The organism is Enterobacter sp. UPMP2052, from assembly GCF_053709675.1.
Genome location: NZ_JBSKJR010000001.1, coordinates 288169 through 306950 on the forward strand (window position 1 = coordinate 288169; position 18782 = coordinate 306950).

Annotated in this window: 15 protein-coding genes and 1 tRNA gene; 9 read left to right on the forward strand and 7 right to left on the reverse strand. The window is 55.0% G+C overall.

Annotated elements, in window-relative coordinates; all coding sequences use genetic code 11:
* Window positions 1–14 precede the first annotated feature (14 nt).
* The gene (gene rcsD / locus ACWKX3_RS01335) at window positions 15–2690 is read right to left on the reverse strand and encodes a phosphotransferase RcsD (protein WP_446186918.1); all 2676 of its coding nucleotides are present in this window, start codon (window positions 2688–2690) and stop codon (window positions 15–17) included.
* Between the two features lie 742 nt (window positions 2691–3432).
* Between rcsD and ACWKX3_RS01340 the strand changes: the two genes are divergently transcribed.
* The 6 genes from ACWKX3_RS01340 (at window position 3433) to mgtE (ending at window position 10830) form a co-directional block, all read left to right on the forward strand.
* Window positions 3433–4539 (forward strand): porin OmpC, encoded by a 1107-nt coding sequence (locus ACWKX3_RS01340; protein ID WP_058609847.1) that lies wholly within the window; start codon window positions 3433–3435, stop codon window positions 4537–4539.
* Window positions 4540–4654: 115 nt separating this feature from the next.
* Entirely contained in the window at window positions 4655–5710 is a 1056-nt protein-coding gene (gene apbE / locus ACWKX3_RS01345; RefSeq protein ID WP_202560902.1) for an FAD:protein FMN transferase ApbE, read from the forward strand.
* Between the two features lie 72 nt (window positions 5711–5782).
* Window positions 5783–6838 (forward strand): bifunctional DNA-binding transcriptional regulator/O6-methylguanine-DNA methyltransferase Ada, encoded by a 1056-nt coding sequence (ada, locus tag ACWKX3_RS01350; RefSeq protein ID WP_454541148.1) that lies wholly within the window; start codon window positions 5783–5785, stop codon window positions 6836–6838.
* Complete coding sequence (alkB, locus tag ACWKX3_RS01355; protein WP_006176462.1) at window positions 6838–7488, forward strand: DNA oxidative demethylase AlkB; 651 nt, start codon at window positions 6838–6840, stop codon at window positions 7486–7488. Before ada ends, alkB begins: the two co-directional genes overlap by 1 nt.
* A gap of 75 nt (window positions 7489–7563) precedes the next feature.
* Window positions 7564–9207 carry a multidrug ABC transporter permease/ATP-binding protein gene (locus ACWKX3_RS01360; protein WP_454541149.1) on the forward strand — a complete coding sequence of 548 codons (1644 nt, stop codon included), beginning with the start codon at window positions 7564–7566 and terminating at the stop codon, window positions 9205–9207.
* A 186-nt stretch (window positions 9208–9393) separates the two neighbouring features.
* Window positions 9394–10830 (forward strand): magnesium transporter, encoded by a 1437-nt coding sequence (gene mgtE, locus ACWKX3_RS01365; protein WP_006176459.1) that lies wholly within the window; start codon window positions 9394–9396, stop codon window positions 10828–10830.
* On the opposite strand, the gene ACWKX3_RS01370 is transcribed toward mgtE, so the two are convergent.
* Complete coding sequence (locus ACWKX3_RS01370) at window positions 10793–12079, reverse strand: SulP family inorganic anion transporter (RefSeq protein WP_137272552.1); 1287 nt, start codon at window positions 12077–12079, stop codon at window positions 10793–10795. The genes mgtE and ACWKX3_RS01370 overlap by 38 nt on opposite strands.
* 186 nt (window positions 12080–12265) lie before the next feature.
* Between ACWKX3_RS01370 and mqo the strand changes: the two genes are divergently transcribed.
* Window positions 12266–13915: a malate dehydrogenase (quinone) gene (gene mqo / locus ACWKX3_RS01375; RefSeq protein WP_454541150.1), complete on the forward strand. Its 1650-nt coding sequence runs from the start codon at window positions 12266–12268 to the stop codon at window positions 13913–13915.
* A 93-nt stretch (window positions 13916–14008) separates the two neighbouring features.
* Here mqo and eco read toward each other — a convergent pair whose 3' ends face one another.
* Entirely contained in the window at window positions 14009–14512 is a 504-nt protein-coding gene (eco, locus tag ACWKX3_RS01380) for a serine protease inhibitor ecotin (protein WP_454541151.1), read from the reverse strand.
* 215 nt (window positions 14513–14727) lie between these two features.
* On the opposite strand from eco, the gene ACWKX3_RS01385 reads away from it, so the two are divergent.
* Window positions 14728–14988, forward strand: coding sequence for a DUF2534 family protein (locus ACWKX3_RS01385; RefSeq protein ID WP_042320288.1), 261 nt, complete (start codon window positions 14728–14730; stop codon window positions 14986–14988).
* Window positions 14989–15043: 55 nt separating this feature from the next.
* Here the strand turns inward: ACWKX3_RS01385 and ACWKX3_RS01390 are convergent.
* From ACWKX3_RS01390 to ACWKX3_RS01400, 3 genes are all read right to left on the reverse strand, one after another.
* Window positions 15044–15120, reverse strand: a tRNA-Pro gene (locus ACWKX3_RS01390).
* A 72-nt stretch (window positions 15121–15192) separates the two neighbouring features.
* A complete protein-coding gene (gene yejM / locus ACWKX3_RS01395; RefSeq protein ID WP_137272316.1) occupies window positions 15193–16953 on the reverse strand; it encodes an LPS biosynthesis-modulating metalloenzyme YejM in 1761 nt (586 codons plus the stop codon).
* 19 nt (window positions 16954–16972) lie between these two features.
* Window positions 16973–17200, reverse strand: coding sequence for a YejL family protein (locus ACWKX3_RS01400; protein ID WP_001135586.1), 228 nt, complete (start codon window positions 17198–17200; stop codon window positions 16973–16975).
* 157 nt (window positions 17201–17357) lie between these two features.
* Between ACWKX3_RS01400 and yejK the strand changes: the two genes are divergently transcribed.
* The gene (gene yejK, locus ACWKX3_RS01405) at window positions 17358–18365 is read left to right on the forward strand and encodes a nucleoid-associated protein YejK (RefSeq protein ID WP_006176452.1); all 1008 of its coding nucleotides are present in this window, start codon (window positions 17358–17360) and stop codon (window positions 18363–18365) included.
* Window positions 18366–18416: 51 nt separating this feature from the next.
* Here the strand turns inward: yejK and rplY are convergent, their stop codons facing one another.
* Window positions 18417–18701 carry a 50S ribosomal protein L25 gene (gene rplY, locus ACWKX3_RS01410; protein WP_006176451.1) on the reverse strand — a complete coding sequence of 95 codons (285 nt, stop codon included), beginning with the start codon at window positions 18699–18701 and terminating at the stop codon, window positions 18417–18419.
* Window positions 18702–18782 lie beyond the last annotated feature (81 nt).

Below are 18782 nucleotides of genomic sequence, written 5' to 3' on the forward strand. Positions count from 1 at the left end.
ATAAGGCTACCTTGCTACAGCAAGCTTTTGACGTAGGCGTCAATGTCGCTGATATAATTTTCAATGCCAGAGGCATCTTTCTCACGAATTAGATGTTCCAGCGTTTCACATAACTGCTTGCCGGGAACCAGATTAAGCATGGCAAACACGCCTTTAAGCCGGTGTGCTGTCTGCGCCAGCGCTGCAAAATCATTCGCAGCGGACTCAGTATACAACCGCTTAACATCATCTGGTACTGTATCAACAAACAGTGAATAGTATCCGCTGGCATGGAGTTCGGCATTTTCATCACCGCCCAACGGGGACTCCAGGATATCTTCCTGCGCCAGCTGCTCCTCGATCAGTTGTAGTACAGCCTCCTGCATCGCATTGCTCATGTTAAAGTTGACGCGCATCTGCCCAGGGCCGATTTTTCGCACGCCTGGCTCATCATCGCTTAAAAGCAAGCCGGAGGCAGTAAGATTAGACGGATTATCAGTTAAAAACAGATCAAATTCTTGACTCGCGAGCCGTTCATCGGGGGTGATACAGCTTGCGCCCCAGTTTTCCAGCTGGCGAACCACGATATTGCGGATCTCGTTTGAGGTCACATCGACCATCACCACCACATCATCCAGCAGGCGTTCTTCATCTTCTTCCCGCGGGTTGGCGGTCATTTTTACGTGCAATGAATAGCGCGTGCCGAGAGATTCACGCGCCTTGATGTTCAGGTGCCCACCCAGCTTGCGCGCCAGCTGATCGCACAGCCAGAAGGTGAGGGCATTTGCCTTGCCGTAGCGGTCGCCCTGCGTATCGTTAAGGAACGGGAAGTGCAGGTTATCAATTTCACTCACGGTGACGCCTTCGCCGGTGTCGAGGATACGGAAAGTCAGACGATCGTCCGTTGACTCGTCGGTGCTGACCTCCAGGGTGATCTTGCCGATCTGCGTGGTGGTCACCGCGTACTGGATAAGCATTAACAGGATCCGGCGCAGGGCTTCTCGATCGCCGTGGCGCTTATCGTTAGCCGGTAAGTGGTTGTTGATGAGCAGTTGCAGACCCTTGCGCTTAATCACGGGCAGCACGTCAGGCACCACTTCATCAATCAGATCCTGAATTGAGAACAGGGATGGATTGCCTTTCCAGCTGTCGCTTTCCAGCATGTTCGCAAGCTGAATTTCATCTACCAGCTGCACCAGCGAGTCAGCCTGGTCTGCAAGCTGATGGCTTTCAGGCGTGCTCAGTTCGGCAGCCTTCGCGGCAAGCGTTTTCAACGGCTGCTTGAAGGCCTCGCCAATGTTTTGCATGAACGCGGCGCGCCCCTGCTGGTTTTTTTCATACAGCCTCTGCGCCTGCTTCAGCTTTTTATTCACCAGCACTTCGCGATCCTGATCGCGAATAACAAAAATCTGCGTGCGCGATGCCACCTGGCTGCGGAACTGGCGGATCTCATAGAGTTCATTATTAATGGTGGCCTGGATTACCCCCTGATGCTGATCCGCCATGGTGGTAATGTTCTGCAGGTTCAGATGTGGCAGCAGGTGGTCGGCAATCTTGTTACTCATTACCGTGCGGTTAGCCTCCTGGTCGTGAACCAGCACACCCAATGGCAGCACGGAGACAATCTCTTCATTAAGGGCGCGCAATACGCGTAGCTCGTTACTTGTTCCAACGGAGACGGAAGAGGATTCCCCCTTCTGGCGGCCCGGCTGGAAACGGAAGGTGCTGTAGCCAAACAGCGCCAGCGCCAGCAGGCCAATGTTCAGGAGCAGCGGCAGCAGGATATTTTGCAGGGTGTCGAGCAGCAGCGTGCCGAAAGGAACCTGCCATACCAGACGCATGCCGGTTGAGTTCAGCGAGGAGGAAATTTCAATCTTCGAACCGTTAAAGGAGATCGAGACGCTCTCTGCCCCTTCTTTATCCGGCGGCGTGCGCATGTTTTGCGTGCTGTTGTCAGGATCCAGACGGAAGCTGTCCAGCGGCATATCCGGCGGGATCAGGTCATTAATGGGTAAGTCGAAGGCTACCACCGTCGCCAGATGCCCTGGCTGGTTAAAGGTGGTGCGCAAGGTAAAGTAATGCCCGTTTTGCCAGGCCAGCCGACGCAGGGAGGAGAAACTTTCGCGTTCGTCCAGGGCGTTAGCCTGCTGGAGCATTTCCGCCCGGCGGGAATCAACGATGCTGCCAACGGTAGTCTCTTTAAAGCCGGAGGAGAGATCTTTAAGCGGCAACGTCGAGACCAGAATCATGCTGTTGTCCTGGCCGTTCAGGTAATACATAGACCACGGCACGGTCTCCGCACCCCAGAGGGTATCAAGATAGCTTGAAATGCGCTGGGTCATCTCCAGCGTGGCGCTGTCGTGCGAGCCGAAAATCAGGGCTTCCGTTTTACGCTGTGGTTTTTCGAGGTAATAAACGTCCTGCTTAAGACGCGTTTCCTGTAGTCCTTCACCGGACGATGTGGCCGGGGCGGCGGCAATATTGTCGTAAATCTGCCACGTGGCGTAGCGCCAGGTATCGATTCGTTTATGGATGGCGTGGGTGATATCGACGACCTGATAGCTTTTGTCCTTAAGCCAGGTATTCACCGCGCTTTGAATCATCACCCCCATCGTGACTAACAGCACAATGATCAACAGAAGAAAGAAACGGGTGATGCTCCCGGGAAGAAGGGAAAATTTGCTCGGGGCGGTAGTTTCAGTCTGACTCATTGATATGTTTAACCCGTGGTGGCTGCGCTTTAAGGGGATAGGGCAGTATAAAGGGTAATAACCGAATTTCCAGCGCCGTCATCGGTGAAGCAGGGACTTTTTATTGCCTGAATACCCTCATCGCATAAAGCTTAAAAGATGTACAACATCATGCTGAGTGTACAAATAAGTGGCGATAAGAGGGCGAAAATAGCACTAATAAACAAGAAATTAAAAATTCATGCCAGAATGGATATTTTAGAGAGGAAAATAATCGATTTAGTTAATAGTCGTTATAATTTCACGCGGGTAGCACAAGAAAATTATATTTACGTAAAGATAGGTAAAAAAAAACCGAATGCATTGCATTCGGTCTAATCAGGGATAAACAGACATTCAAAGCTGAATGACGGTAATAAATAAAGTTAATGATGATAGCGAGAGTTATTTTAGTGAGGTTGTGCGATTTTGTTTTGTCTTTCAGTGCTGTAAAGAATTTTGATTTAACCTGTTGATCTTATTATTGACATTTTTAAGCTTGATTATACGTGCTCTATTTTTTCACTGTTTGTGCTTTGTAAAAGTTCCTCTTTATTTACAAATGGAAACATCTTTATAGAACAATGAAACATCTTCAAAGTTTTAGTATCATATTCCCATTGGATTATTCTGTAATTTTAAGGAGAATGAATCCGCCGACTGATTAAGAGGGTTGATCAGTAAGCAGTGGCAATAATAAGGCATATAACAGAGGGTTAATAAAATGAAAGTTAAAGTTCTTTCCCTCCTGGTACCAGCTCTGCTGGTAGCAGGCGCAGCAAATGCGGCTGAAATTTATAACAAAGACGGCAACAAATTAGATCTGTACGGCAAAGTAGATGGTCTGCACTATTTCTCTGATGACAAGAGCGCTGACGGCGACCAGACCTACATGCGTCTTGGCTTCAAAGGCGAAACTCAGGTTAACGACCAGCTGACCGGTTACGGCCAGTGGGAATACCAGATTCAGGGTAACACCGATGAAAGCGACAACCAGTCCTGGACGCGTGTGGCGTTCGCGGGTCTGAAATTCGCTGACGCGGGTTCTTTCGATTACGGTCGTAACTACGGCGTAATCTACGACGTGACCTCCTGGACCGACGTCCTGCCAGAGTTTGGCGGCGACACCTACGGCGCAGACAACTTCATGCAATCCCGTGCCAACGGCGTAGCAACCTACCGTAACCAGGACTTCTTCGGTCTGGTTGATGGCCTGAACTTTGCTCTGCAGTATCAGGGTAAAAACGGCAGCGTCAGCGGTGAAAACGATGCGGGTCGTAGCACCCTGAAACAGAACGGCGACGGTTACGGCGCATCCCTGTCCTACAACCTGGGCGAAGGCTTCAGCATCGGCGGTGCGATGTCCTCTTCCAAACGTACCTCTGACCAGAACAACACCGCAGCACTGGGTGATGGCGATCGCGCAGAAGTGTACACCGGTGGTCTGAAATACGACGCCAACAACATCTACCTGGCCGCGCAGTACTCTCAGACCTATAACGCAACCCGTTTCGGTAATTCCCAGAGCACCAGCGACATCTACGGTTTTGCTAACAAAGCGCAGAACTTCGAAGTGGTTGCTCAGTACCAGTTCGACTTCGGCCTGCGTCCATCCGTGGCGTACCTGCAGTCTAAAGGCAAAGACATCGAAGGTTACGGCGATCAGGATCTGCTGAAATATGTTGATGTTGGCGCGACTTACTACTTCAACAAAAACATGTCTACCTACGTTGATTACAAAATCAACCTCGTGGACGAAAACGAATTCACCCGTCAGGCGGGTATCGGTACTGATGATATCGTAGCGCTGGGTCTGGTTTACCAGTTCTAATCGCGTTTCAGTACGTTGAAGGGGCCTTTTGGCCCCTTTTTTCATGCAATGATTGGGGTCTTACAAATGCCCCCGTTTGGTGTACTCTTGCCGCCCTGGCATGAGGATAATAAGAATGGACATGACTTTTTTACGCGCCAGCTTTCTGGCTACGCTTTTACTTCTGACAGCATGCGACGCATCAACGCCTCCGGAAAAAACCACCGCGCCAGCGCCAACGGTTCTGGATGGTAAAACCATGGGCACCGTCTGGCGCGTCAGCGTGATGAACCTCGACAACGCGCGCGCCGACGAACTCCGCGAAAAAATCCAGTCGCAGCTGGATGCTGACGATCAGCTGCTGTCGACCTGGAAAAATGACTCCGCGCTGATGCGCTTTAACCTTTCCAGAAGCACCTCGCTGTGGCCGGTCAGTGAGGCGATGGCCGACATCGTGACCGAAGCAATGCGTGTGGGATACAAAACCAACGGCGCGATGGATGTCACCGTCGGGCCGCTGGTGAACCTCTGGGGCTTTGGCCCCACTAAACAGCCTGACACCACCCCCGACCAGGCGGCGATTGATGACGCCCGCGCCCGCACGGGGTTACAGCATCTGACGACGATCTATCAGTACGGTCAGCAGTATCTTCAGAAAGATATTCCCGATCTGTTTGTCGACCTTTCGACGGTAGGCGAGGGCTATGCAGCGGACCATCTTGCTAAGCTGATGGCGCAGGAAGGGATTTCACGGTATCTGGTTTCAGTGGGCGGTGCGCTGGTCAGCCGGGGCATGAACGCCAGCGGTAAACCGTGGCGGGTGGCTATCCAAAAGCCAACCGACCAGCAGAACGCGGTTCAGGCGATTGTGGATATCAACGGTCACGGCATCAGCACCTCAGGCAGCTACCGTAACTACTATGAACTTGACGGTAAACGGATTTCGCATGTGATCGACCCGCAGACGGGACGTCCAATCACGCATAACCTGGTCTCGGTCACGGTTATCGCCCCGACGGCGCTGGAGGCGGACGCCTGGGACACCGGGCTGATGGTGCTGGGTACCGAAAAAGCAAAAGAGGTTGTGCGTCAGGAAGGGCTGGCTGTTTACATGATCACCAAAGAGGCGGATGGATTCAAAACCTGGCATTCACCGCAGTTCGATAGCTTTTTGGTTAAGGAACAAAATTAAAAAGCAAGGTTGCGGGTTTTTCTTCGCTGGCGCTCGGGCAAGGTAGGGGTATGCTTGTAAGAGGAGCCGATGATGAAAAACCTGACCATGACCGATGATGAGCGCTGGCAGGCCGTGCTGGCCCGCGATCCGCTCGCCGATAACCAGTTTGTCTTTGCGGTACAGACGACCGGCATTTTCTGCCGTCCTTCCTGCCGCGCCCGCCACGCGCTGCGCCAGAATGTTCGTTTTTATCCCGATGCAAAACGCGCTGCGCAGGCTGGCTTTCGTCCTTGCAAGCGCTGCATGCCGGACAAACCCGATCCGCAGGCGCAAAAGCTGCAAAAAATTGAGCTGGCCTGCCGTCTGCTCGAGCAGGAGCTGGCCCTGAGTCTGGAGGCGCTGGCCCGGCAGGTTGCCGCCAGCCCGTTCCATTTCCATCGTCTGTTTAAATCCGTGACCGGCATGACGCCGAAGGCCTGGCAGCAGGCCGCGCGGGCGCAGCGCCTGCGTACTGCGCTTGCTCAGGGCGAGAACATTACCGATGCCGTACTGACCGCCGGTTTTCCGGACAGCAGCAGCTATTACCGCAAAGCCGATGGCGCACTGGGAATGACGGCAAAACAGTATCGCAGAGGGGATATCGCGGTGCGCTATACCCTCGTTGACTGTTCCCTGGGCCGCTGCCTGGTGGCGGAAAGCGAACGCGGGATCTGCGCGATACTGCTGGGGGATAATGACGCGGCACTTGAAGAGGAGTTGCGAACGCTGTTTCCCAACGCGGCGCGCGAGCCTATGCAGGGCGAGTTTGCCCAGCGCATCCATCAGGTTATCGCCAGTATCGACAGCCACAGGATACCGCTGACGCTGCCGCTGGATATTCGCGGCACGGCCTTCCAGCAGCAGGTCTGGCAGGCGTTACGCGCCATTCCGGCCGGTGAAACGCTAAGCTATCAGCAGGTGGCGAAGGCCATTGGCAAACCCAATGCCGTGCGTGCCGTGGCGGGAGCCTGCGCGGCGAATACGCTGGCGATTGTTATTCCTTGTCACCGCGTGGTGCGTAACGACGGGGCGCTGTCGGGCTATCGCTGGGGAACCGCCCGCAAGACGCTATTATTACAACGTGAGGCAAAAAAGCAGGAGGGCTAATGCTCGATCTTTTTGCGGAGGCTGAACCCTGGCAGGAGCCGCTGGCTCCCGGGGCGGTGATCCTGCGGCGCTTTGCGCTTACGCGCGCGAAGGCGCTGCTCGACGGGATCAACGACGTAGCGGCCATCTCGCCGTTTCGCCACATGGTGACGCCCGGCGGCTACACCATGTCTGTCGCGATGACCAACTGCGGGCCGCTGGGCTGGGCAACCAATGCCCGCGGCTATTTATACGCCCCGAAAGACCCGGTCACCGGCCACCCCTGGCCGCCCGTGCCTGCGGTTTTTGAGGCTCTGTGCCACGAGGCAGCCATCGAAGCGGGGTATCCCGAATTTCAGCCCGACGCCTGTCTGATAAACCGCTACGCCGTTGGAGCGAAGCTGTCGTTGCACCAGGATAAGGATGAACCGGACCTGCGCGCACCCATTGTTTCCGTCTCCTTAGGTCTGCCTGCCGTGTTTCAGTTTGGCGGGTTAAAACGCAGCGATCCCCTGAAACGCCTGATGCTGGAGCATGGTGACGTGGTGGTCTGGGGCCGGGAATCCCGCCTGTATTACCACGGTATTCAGCCTCTTAAGCCTGGCGTTCATCCTATGACGGGGGAATACCGTTACAACCTGACCTTCCGGCAGGCAGCGTACAGCGAATAAAAATAAGAATTATTCTTGATGTAGGCGCAAGGCAGTTTACACTGCTGGCTGTTTTTATTGTCCGGATTGCTCTGCATGCAACTACTTCTTCTTGTCTGGCGTCAGTATCGCTGGCCTTTTATTGCGGTAATGGCCCTAAGCCTTGCCAGCGCCGCGTTGGGGATTGGCCTGATTGCTTTCATCAACGTGCGTTTGATTGAAATGGTCGACACTTCACTCTCCGTTTTGCCGGAATTCCTGGGATTACTGCTGCTGCTGATGGCGGTGACGCTTGGCTCACAGTTGGCCCTGACCGCGCTTGGCCACCATTTCGTTTTCCGTCTGCGAAGCGAATTCATCAAACGGATCATGGATACCCACGTTGAGCGCATTGAGCAGCTTGGCAGCGCCTCTCTGCTGGCGGGGCTGACCAGCGACGTACGTGCCATCACCATTGCGTTTGTACGTCTGCCGGAACTGGTGCAGGGGATCATTCTGACCTTTGGCTCGGCGGCCTATCTGGCCTGGCTTTCCACCAAAATGCTGGCCGTGACCGCGCTGTGGATCGTCATTACCATCTGGGGCGGCTTCCTGCTGGTATCGCGTGTCTATAAACACATGGCAGTGCTGCGCGAAACCGAAGATAAGCTCTATAACGATTACCAGACGGTACTGGAAGGGCGCAAGGAGCTGACGCTGAACCGCGAGCGTGCCGAGCATATCTTTAATCACCTGTATACGCCCGATGCGCGCGAATACCGGCACCATATTATTCGGGCCGATACCTTCCATCTTAGCGCGGTGAACTGGTCGAACATTATGATGCTGGGGGCGATTGGCCTGGTGTTCTGGATGGCAAATAGCCTGGGCTGGGCCGATACCAACGTGGCGGCAACCTACTCGCTGACGCTGTTGTTCCTGCGCACGCCGCTGCTTTCCGCTGTCGGCGCGCTGCCCACGCTGCTGAGCGCTCAGGTGGCGTTTAACAAACTTAAAAAATTCGACCTCGCGCCGTTCAAAGCCGAGTTCCCGTGCCCGCAGGCCTTCCCGCACTGGCAAACGCTGGAACTGCGCGACGTCACCTTCCGCTATCAGGACAACGCGTTTTCCGTCGGGCCGGTAAACCTGACGATTCACCGCGGCGAGCTGCTGTTCCTGATTGGCGGCAACGGCAGCGGAAAATCGACGCTGGCGATGCTGCTGACCGGGCTGTATCAGCCGCAGTCGGGCGAAATTTTGCTTGATGGCAAAGCGCTGAACGCAGAAAAGCCGGAGGATTACCGCAAACTCTTCTCGGCGGTATTCACCGACGTCTGGCTGTTCGACCACCTGCTGGGGCCGGAAGGGCAGCAGGCGGACCCTGCGCTGGTGGACAAATGGCTTGCGCACCTGCAAATGTCGCACAAGCTGGAATTGCAGGACGGCAAGATCCTCAACCTGAAGCTCTCCAAGGGGCAGAAAAAGCGCGTGGCGCTGCTGCTGGCGCTGGCTGAAGAGCGCGACATCATCCTGCTGGACGAGTGGGCAGCCGATCAGGACCCTCACTTCCGCCGTGAGTTTTATCAGGTGCTTCTGCCGCTGATGCAGGAGATGGGCAAGACCATTTTTGCCATCAGCCATGACGATCACTACTTCATCCATGCCGATCGTCTGCTGGAGATGCGCGACGGGAAGCTCAGCGAGCTGACCGGCGAAGAGCGCGACGCGGCTTCGCGTGATGCGGTGGCCCGTACGGCCTGAGTGCGATAGTGCCGGGCGGTGGCTTCGCCTCACCCGGCATGTTTACGCCCGTGCGAAGGTAGCAACGCCGTGCACGCTGTTTTGCATGATATGCCGCTTTTTTCTCCATCCCGCCGCGTTGTTTATTCTTATTTACATATCCCCGCGCTATGCTTAATGCCATCTCATTTCATGGATTTATGATTGATGTCGGTATTAAGCAAAAACAGCGCCAGGGTGCGCGATCAGGAACGTGCGCGTCTAATCTGGCTTCTCACGACCGATAAAGCGGTTACGTCTGCTTTACTGGGTAAACTGACCCTGGCTGAGCAATATGATGTCGGTACGTTATCCGACGATATTGCTGAGGTAGGAGCGCTGGTTGCTCACTTGCCCCCGCCCGACCTGGCGGACACCCTTGAAGCACTCCCTTCGGAAGAACGCCATGCCCTGTGGCGGCTGGTACAGGATCACGAGCGTGGTCAGGTCCTGCTTGAGGCGTCCGAAAACGTCTGGGATGACCTCATCGATGAGATGAGCGACAAGGCCATTCTGGATGCCCTGCAAACGCTCGACATCGACGAGCAGATTTACCTGGTTCAGCACCTGCCGCGAAACCTGACCGGGCGACTGCTGGCGTCCCTGCCGGCGGAGGAGCGCGCGCGGGTGCGTCAAGTGATGCACTACGAAAAAAACAGCGTCGGCGCGATCATGGAGTTTGGCGTCATCATGGTGCGCCCGGATGTGACCCTCGGGACGGTGCAGCGCTATCTGCGTCGCCTGGGCGACATGCCGGACAACACCGATAAGCTGTTTGTCACCTCACGGGATAAAACCCTGCTCGGCGAGCTGGAGCTGAAAACTATTCTGCTCAACAGCACCCAGCGGCGGGTGAGTGAGGTGATGGAGAACGAACCGATGGTCTTCTCGCCGGAAGATGACGCGGAAAAAGCCGCGCGTACCTTCGAGCGTGACAACCTCGTGAGTGCGGCAGTGGTGGATTCAGTGGGCAAGCTGATGGGGCGTCTCACCATCGACGAGATCGTCGATGTGGTTTACGAAGAGACCGATAACGATTTGCGTGCCCTCGGGGGGATCAGCGCCGAAGATGACGTTCACGCCTCCGTCGGCAAGGCTGTCAAAACGCGCTGGGCGTGGCTGGCCATCAACCTCTGTACCGCGTTCATTGCCTCGCGCGTGATTGACGGCTTTGAACATACCATTTCACAACTGGTGGCGCTGGCCTCGCTGATGCCCATTGTGGCAGGGATCGGCGGCAACACCGGTAATCAGACCATCACCATGATCGTCCGCGCGCTGGCGCTGGAAAACATTCAGCCCGGCAACTTCGCCTTTCTGATTTTCAGGGAGATGGGCGTGGCGCTGATCAACGGCCTGGTGTGGGGCGGGATCATGGGGGGCATCACCTGGTGGCTGTACGATGATATGGCGCTCGGCGGGGTGATGATGCTGGCAATGGTGTTAAACCTGCTGGTGGCCTCAATGATGGGGGTCATTATTCCGCTGACGATGACTAAGCTCAAGCGCGACCCCGCAGTGGGGTCGAGCGTGATGATCACTGCCATTACCGATACCGGCGGTTTCTTTATTTTTCTTGGGCTGGCGACGATTTTTCTTCTGTAACCCGAGGCGTGCGCTTAAGTCGGGCGGGCAGGATAACCATCATCACAATCCCGCCCAGCACGCCAATCGCCAGATTACCGGTGTAGACCGTTGCCGCCACGGTGACCAGCATCACGACCGTTTCGGCAATCGGGGCGTGTTTTAACGTCGCAGGCTGAATACTATGCCAGCTGAAGGTTTTAATGGCCACGATGGCCATGATCCCGGCCAGAACAGCCATCGGTATTTTCGCCATCACCTCGCTGAGCGCGGTGACCAGCACCAGCAGCACAATGCCCGCCGCAACGGTTGAGATGCGGCTGCGGCCTTTGCCCATCTCAACGTTGACGATGGTTTGTCCAATCATCGCACAGCCTGCAATACCGCCATACAGCCCGGCCATGATATTACCCACGCCCAGCCCGATGCTTTCCCGGCGCTTGCTTGACGGGGTGACGGTCAGCTCATCCACCAGCTTCGCCGTCAGCAGTGACTCCAGCAGACCGACAAAGGCAATACTTAGCGCGCACGGCCAGATGATGGACAGCGTGTGCAGATTCAGCGGAACAAGCAGCTGCGTCAGCCCCGGCAAGCCGCCGCTCATAGAGCCTTCATCGCCGACGGTGGGCAGGATCTGCCCGCTGGTGACGGTGAAAAGGGTTAACACCACGATGGCGATCAGCGGCGAGGGGACGCTTTTGATGTAGCGCGGAACCCATAGCACAATCAGCAGCGTCAGGACAAACAGGCCGACAATCAGCGGGCTTTTGCTCCAGAAGTGTGGAACCTGGGCGAAGAAAATCAAAATGCCGAGGGCGTTTACAAACCCGGTCATCACCGACTGGGGGATAAAGCGCATTAACCGCGCCATGCCCAGCACGCCAAACAGGATCTGGATAGCCCCGGCCATCAGGACCGCAGGCAGGATGTACTGCACGCCGTGCTGATGCACCATCGGACCAATCACCAGCGCAACGGAGCCTGCGGCAGCCGTCACCATGGCCGGGCGACCACCGAGCACGGACAGGGCCAGACAGAGAACCACGGAGGCGACCAGGCTCACTTTCGGGTCTACGCCCGCGACGACGGAAAACGAGATGACCTCGGGGATCAGCGCCAGCGCGGTAATAACGCCCGCCAGCGTTTCGCGCATCAGACTCGATGGCGATCGAAGTACGTTAGCAACGTGATTTTCTTGGGAGATGGGTAATGACATAACAATTCGCAGGTTAGGGCAGGCTTCCGTGCGCGCGATCACAAAGTGCAGCATAGTAGCCATAAAAACCGGCCATTGCCAGCGGCACGCGCAATCCCCTACAAACAATCCATCATTAAATTTCACAATTACAATAATTTCGTAACCTTTAAACAATATTTAAAAGTTGTTAACGTTCCCGCGCAGCTGTTTCACCTGCAATTTCCACGCATCACGTACTATTCAACGAAGGCATAAATTATGAAAAAAATGACTGCCATGCTCTTTTCTCTGGCTGTGGGGCTGAATACCGTCTCCCTGGCGGCGAAAGCCGACACGCCTGAAGAGCAGGAAACGGACGTCCTTTTAATTGGTGGCGGCATCATGAGCGCTACGCTGGGCACCTATCTGCACGAACTCCAGCCGGACTGGTCGATGACCATGGTCGAGCGCCTTGATGGCGTGGCGAAGGAGAGCTCTAACGGCTGGAACAACGCCGGTACCGGGCATTCGGCACTCATGGAACTGAACTACACGCCGCAGAAAAAGGACGGTTCCATTAGTATCGAGAAGGCGGTAGAGATCAACGAAGCGTTCCAGATCTCTCGTCAGTTCTGGTCTCACCAGGTTAACAGCGGCGTGCTGCAAAACCCGCACTCCTTTATCAACACCGTTCCGCACATGAGCTTCGTGTGGGGCGATCAGAACGTTAACTTCCTGCGCGCGCGCTACGCTGCCCTGCAGCAGAGCACCCTGTTCCGCGGCATGAAATACTCTGAAGATCACGCCCAAATCAAAGAGTGGGCACCGCTGGTAATGGAAGGTCGTGACCCGAACCAGAAAGTCGCGGCGACCCGTACCGAAATTGGTACCGACGTGAACTACGGTGAGATCACCCGTCAGCTGGTTGGCTCCCTGCAGAAGAAAAACAACTTCAAGCTGCAGCTTAACACCGAAGTACGCGGCTTCAAGCGCAACGCGGATAACAGCTGGAGCGTGACCGTTGCCGATCTGAAAAACAACGAAGCCGAGCACGTCATTAAAGCGAAGTTCGTCTTTATTGGTGCAGGCGGGGCAGCGCTGAAGCTGCTGCAGGAGACCGGTATTCCTGAAGCGGATGGCTATGCGGGCTTCCCGGTAGGCGGACAGTTCCTGGTATCTGAAAACCCTGAAGTGGTAAACCGTCACCTGGCGAAAGTGTACGGCCAGGCCTCTGTCGGCGCGCCGCCGATGTCCGTTCCGCACATCGATACCCGTATGCTTGACGGCAAGCGCGTGGTGCTGTTCGGGCCGTTCGCAACCTTCTCGACCAAGTTCCTGAAAAATGGTTCGCTGTGGGATCTGCTGAGCGCGACCACTACCTCTAACGTGAAGCCTATGATCGACGTCGGTCTGGATAACTTCGACCTGGTGAAATACCTGATTAGCCAGGTGATGCTCTCTGACGACGAACGCTTCGAGGCGCTGAAAGAGTACTATCCGCAGGCGAAGAAAGAGGACTGGCGTCTGTGGCAGGCGGGCCAGCGCGTGCAGATCATCAAACGCGATCCTAAAGAGGGCGGGGTACTGCGTCTGGGTACCGAAGTGGTGAGCGATAAAGACGGGACGATTGCTGCCCTGCTGGGTGCATCACCGGGCGCGTCCACCGCGGCACCGATCATGCTGCACCTGATGGAAAAAGTGTTTAAAGATAAAGTCGCCAGCCCGGAATGGCAGGCGAAGCTGAAAACCATCATTCCATCTTACGGCACGAAGCTGAACGGTAACGTTGAGGCGACGGAACAAGAGCTGGAATACACCAGCCGCGTGCTGCAGTTGCAGTACATCAAGCCGCAGGCCGCCGACGCGGCACCTAAGGCAGAGCTGAAACCTCAGCCGGAAAATAAACCGGTCGCGGATATCGCACTGTAATATAAAAAAAGCCGGGTGGCGCTAACGCTTACCCGGCTTACATTCGTTGCTGTGTTGCAGGTCGGGTAAGGCGAAGCCGTCACCCGACTTTTTTCAACGAATTACCGCTTGCCCAACGTTCTCATCCGCCTTCCAGATGCGATACTTCACATCCACATTTTCAGGCGTGTATACCACGATAGGCAGCTTGCTGTTGTAGCGCAGCAGACTGTTGTCACCCAGATACGCGGTCACAAATTTATTCTCTTTTTTGCCGTCCGGGCAGGCCATCATAGTGGAGACCGGAGAAGTCACTTTATCAAAGACGTAGTAGTCGTAACCCCAGCCTTCCAGGGTTTTGCTCTTCAGCTTGCCGCCCAGACGGTGGTGGTTACAGTCCACTTCCAGCGTCTGACCAATCAGCAACTCAACTTTGAAGTTGGCTTCATTTTCCTGGGCCGGAACCTGAATAACCTGACGCTTCATCCCTTTTTCCGCTTGCGGATAAGGGGCTACTTTTTCCAGAGGCTGATCGTTTTTGGTGTCGGTGGCGAATGCGCTGGTGCTGACGCAGGCTGCAGCCAGCAGGGCGATGGCAAATTTAGATGCGTTTTTCACAGTTATCCCTTTATGTCTATGTCAAAACGTTCGCTGCCAGATTAGCATAATTCAAATGAATGATTGGAGTGATTTACTTACATTTTCATTATGTATGGATGAATACACTGCCTTATGGCGCTATCACTGGTCTTTCGTGCTGGTGTGGAGTCGAGGGGGAGATCGTGTTATTTTAAGCGTTAAAAATGTTATTCATCTGTAAAAGGAAGAGAAAGATGGTTCGTGCAAAACTGAAAACAGCTGAAGGCCGCAAGTTTTTACTGGCATTACTGGTTGTGTTTTTGATTGCCGCTGCGTGCGTTGGCCGGGCAACCATTGTGGGCGTGATTGAGCAGTACAATATTCCGCTCTCCGCCTGGACCACCAGCATGTATGTGCTGCAGTCGGCGATGATCTTTGTCTACAGCCTGGTCTTCACCGTTCTGCTCGCCATTCCGCTGGGGATCTTCTTCCTCGGGGAGCGCGACAAGCACTAAGCCTGAGCGTCAGCCATAAAAAAACCCGCCATAAGGCGGGTTTTTTGTATTTGATTGGTCGGCACGAGAGGATTTGAACCTCCGACCCCCGACACCCCATGACGGTGCGCTACCAGGCTGCGCTACGTGCCGACGCATAAAAGGAATACTACTCGAATCCTTTTTGAATGCAAGGGGAGACCACGCTAACTGGTTTATAATTAATCAGTTAGCGATGAAGCGTTTCTCATCCGTTAGCACCTGCAGCAGCAGGCTGAGCTGCGGCTTCTGATCCTTGAGCTTCTCACCCTGAAGATTGTACGTCTGGTAGCTGCCGTTGCTGTTCAGCACCAGCGTCAGCGCCGGCGTTGTCACCGCCAGGGTGTTGCCGCCAGCTGCCGTGACCCAGTCATGTCGGCGCGTGGCGCTGAAGAGATCCTGTCCCTGCGAATATTCATTTGCTGGCGTACTGACGTGCAGCAGACGCTGCATAAGCGTGGTCATGACGTCTTTATGATCGGTCAGCATCGTGACGCGCTGAGCAGGGGTGCCCGGCCAGTGAATGACCAGTGGGACGTGCAGGTTAGGACGAGACCAGTCCATATTTTTAGTCTCATCGCCCAGCGGCACGCCGTGACCCGCAGTAATAATTACCACCGTATTGTCGAGCTTGCCAGAGTCGCGAAGTGCCTTCAGCACGCGCGCAATTTGCGCATCGACATCACCCGCAGCACGGCTGTAGCGGCGAGCAAAGCCTTTTTGATTGCTGTCATCAAGCGTGGTGCCGTTAAAGGCAACCCACGAGAACCAGCGGTTATCTTCCTGAGCATAGCGCTGCAGCCAGTTAACCCACTGGTTGGCGGTCTGCTCGTCGGACTGACTACGCGGCGCAGGCAGGGAGAAATCAGACAGCAACGCCTGGCGATACAGCGCGCTGTTAAAGCCGTCTGAGGCAAATAACCCTAACTGATATCCCTGCTGATTCAGCCCGGTGATCAGCGCCGCCGGAATACGTGCGGCCAGCACACCATCCATATAGCCTGGGGAAATGCCGTAAAACAGGCCGAAGATCCCCGCGTCGGTGGTGTTACCAGAGCTCATATGCTGCGTAAAGGTGATGTTCTGTCCGGCGAAGTCGGCCAGCGCCGGCATCTGTTTCTCGTAACGGGAATAGTTCAGACCGTCCACGGTGATCAGCAGGACGTTCTGGCCGCGACCCATATCGCGGTAGCGCAGATCGCTCAGCGGATACTGCACGCTGACCGCTTCCGGATTACCTTGCTCAACCAGACGACGTTGATACTCCTGAGCATCCAGCAGGCCGTGCTTCTCAAGGAAGCGACGCGCGGTCATCGGGTAGGAGAGCGGCAGGTTGGCGCGCTGCATGGTAATCGGGCGATAGAAGTTCGCATCCGCCCAGATATACATGATGTGCGAGCTGATAAAAGAGATGAAAAACAGCGCCGCGACCGGCTTCGCATAATGGCGACGTCGCGTCAGGCTGCGGAGTTTTTGCCAACTCCAGGTGGCGAAGAGCATCTCAATCAGGAGAATAATGGGCACGCTGATAAACATCAGCTGCCAGTCACGTGCGGTCTCGTTTTGGTCAGGGTTAATGACCAGCTCCCAGACGATGGGGTTGAGATGCAGGTGGAAACGGGTAAAGACTTCACTGTCAATAAGCAACAGCGTCATGCCCGCTGTCGCGAGGATCGCGGACAGGAAGCGCATCAGACGCTGCGACATGACGACAAACGTCAGGGGAAACAGGATCAGCAGATAGGTAGCGAACACCAAAAAGCTAAAGTGACCGACAACGCTTATCCAGGAGTAGACACGCCCGGTTAAGGTGGTGGGCCAGTCCGCGACAAACAGATAACGACAGCCAATCACCATCGCCAACAGGATGTTGAACAGGGCAAACCAGTGCCCCCAGCTAACCATCTGGGAGACTTTTTCACGGTAGCGCTGACGATTCGTCACCATAAACTGTTGTTCGTTTCCCTTAGTGGGCCTGGTCGTCGCTAACAGATGACTGCAGTGCCTGGGCGAAAGATTTGGCGATCGCCTGACGCTGAGCCGGAGCAACGCTGGTATTGATAAGGTTGGTGACCATATTTCCCAGTACCATCAGGGAGAGATCGGTCGGCGTTTTGTGTTTTTCCAGTACGTTGACCAGCTCACTGAGCAATTGTTCAACGTGTTCATCACTGTAGCGGGAATGTTGTGGCATAAATCAAAATCAGTCTGTTGATAAGAGGGCAACATATTACCGTAGCAACAGCTTTTTTTCCCCTTTTTTATCTTCTGTTGCACACATGCGTTGGTGGTTGTTGCACACATGCGTTGGTGGTGGTTGAATACCGCCCGGTCTAAAAGGAGAGTTTATCATGAGTCTGGAAATCAACCAGATTGCCTTGCACCAGCTTATCAAGCGTGATGAGCAAACCCTTGAGGTGGTGCTGCGCGATTCGTTACTTGAACCAACGCCTACCGTTGTAGAGATGATGGCGGAGTTACACCGCGTCTACAGCGCAAAAAATAAAGCCTATGGCCTGTTCAGCGAAGAGAGCGAACTGGCTGATAGCCTGCGCCTGCAGCGTCAGGGCGAAGAAGATTTCCTGGCGTTCAGCCGCGCGGCAACCGGTCGTTTGCGTGATGAACTGGCGAAATACCCGTTTGCCGACGGCGGTATCGTGCTGTTCTGCCACTACCGTTACCTGGCGGTGGAGTATTTACTGGTCACGGTGCTGAACAACTTAAGCAGCATGCGCGTCAACGAGCAGCTGGACATCAGCTCCACGCACTATCTCGATATCAATCATGCGGATATCGTCGCGCGTATCGATTTGACCGAATGGGAAACCAACCCGGAATCCACCCGTTATCTGACCTTCCTGAAAGGCCGCGTGGGCCGCAAGGTGGCCGATTTCTTCATGGACTTTCTCGGCGCGAGCGAAGGGCTGAACGCGAAAGCGCAGAACAAAGGTCTGCTGCAGGCGGTGGATGACTTCACCTCAGAAGCGCAGCTCGATAAATCCGAGCGCCAGAACGTGCGTCAGCAGGTTTATAGCTACTGTAACGAACAGCTGCAGGCGGGGGAGGAGATTGAACTGGAGTCGCTCTCTAAAGAGCTGGCGGGCGTCAGCGAAGTGAGCTTCCAGGAGTTTACCGCCGAAAAAGGCTATGAGCTTGAAGAGAGCTTCCCGGCGGATCGCAGCACGCTGCGTCAGCTGACGAAATTTGCCGGCAGCGGTGGCGGCTTAACCATCAACTTTGATGCCATGCTGCTGGGGGAACGTATCTTCTGGGATCCGGCGACCGATACGCTGACCATCAAAGGCACACCGCCGAACCTGCGCGATCAGCTGCAGCGCCGCACCTCGGGCGGTAAATAACGGCCATAAAAAAACCCCGCAGAAGCGGGGTTTTTCTCGACGAGTTTGCGATTACGCGCGAACGAAGTCGATGTGAGACAGTTTTGGCTTGAACGGGTGACGCTGAACAGCCTGAACTTTCACTTTTTCTTCTTTACCGCCAACAACGATGGTCAGAACTTCGCTGTAGAATTCAGCTTTAGTCTGCATGTTCCATACTTTGTCGTGATCCAGTTCGATTGCAACTGGAGCAGCTTCGCCACCGTAAACGATAGCCGGGAACTTGTTAGCGTTACGCAGGCGGCGGCTCGCACCCTTACCCTGCACGTTACGTACTTCTGCTTCGATAGTGAACATAGATTTCTCTCTGTATTTAAAACCCTACTACAGGCGACCCAGCAGCAGGTGAGTGTTCTGCCTCACGGATGTGAAGCGGGC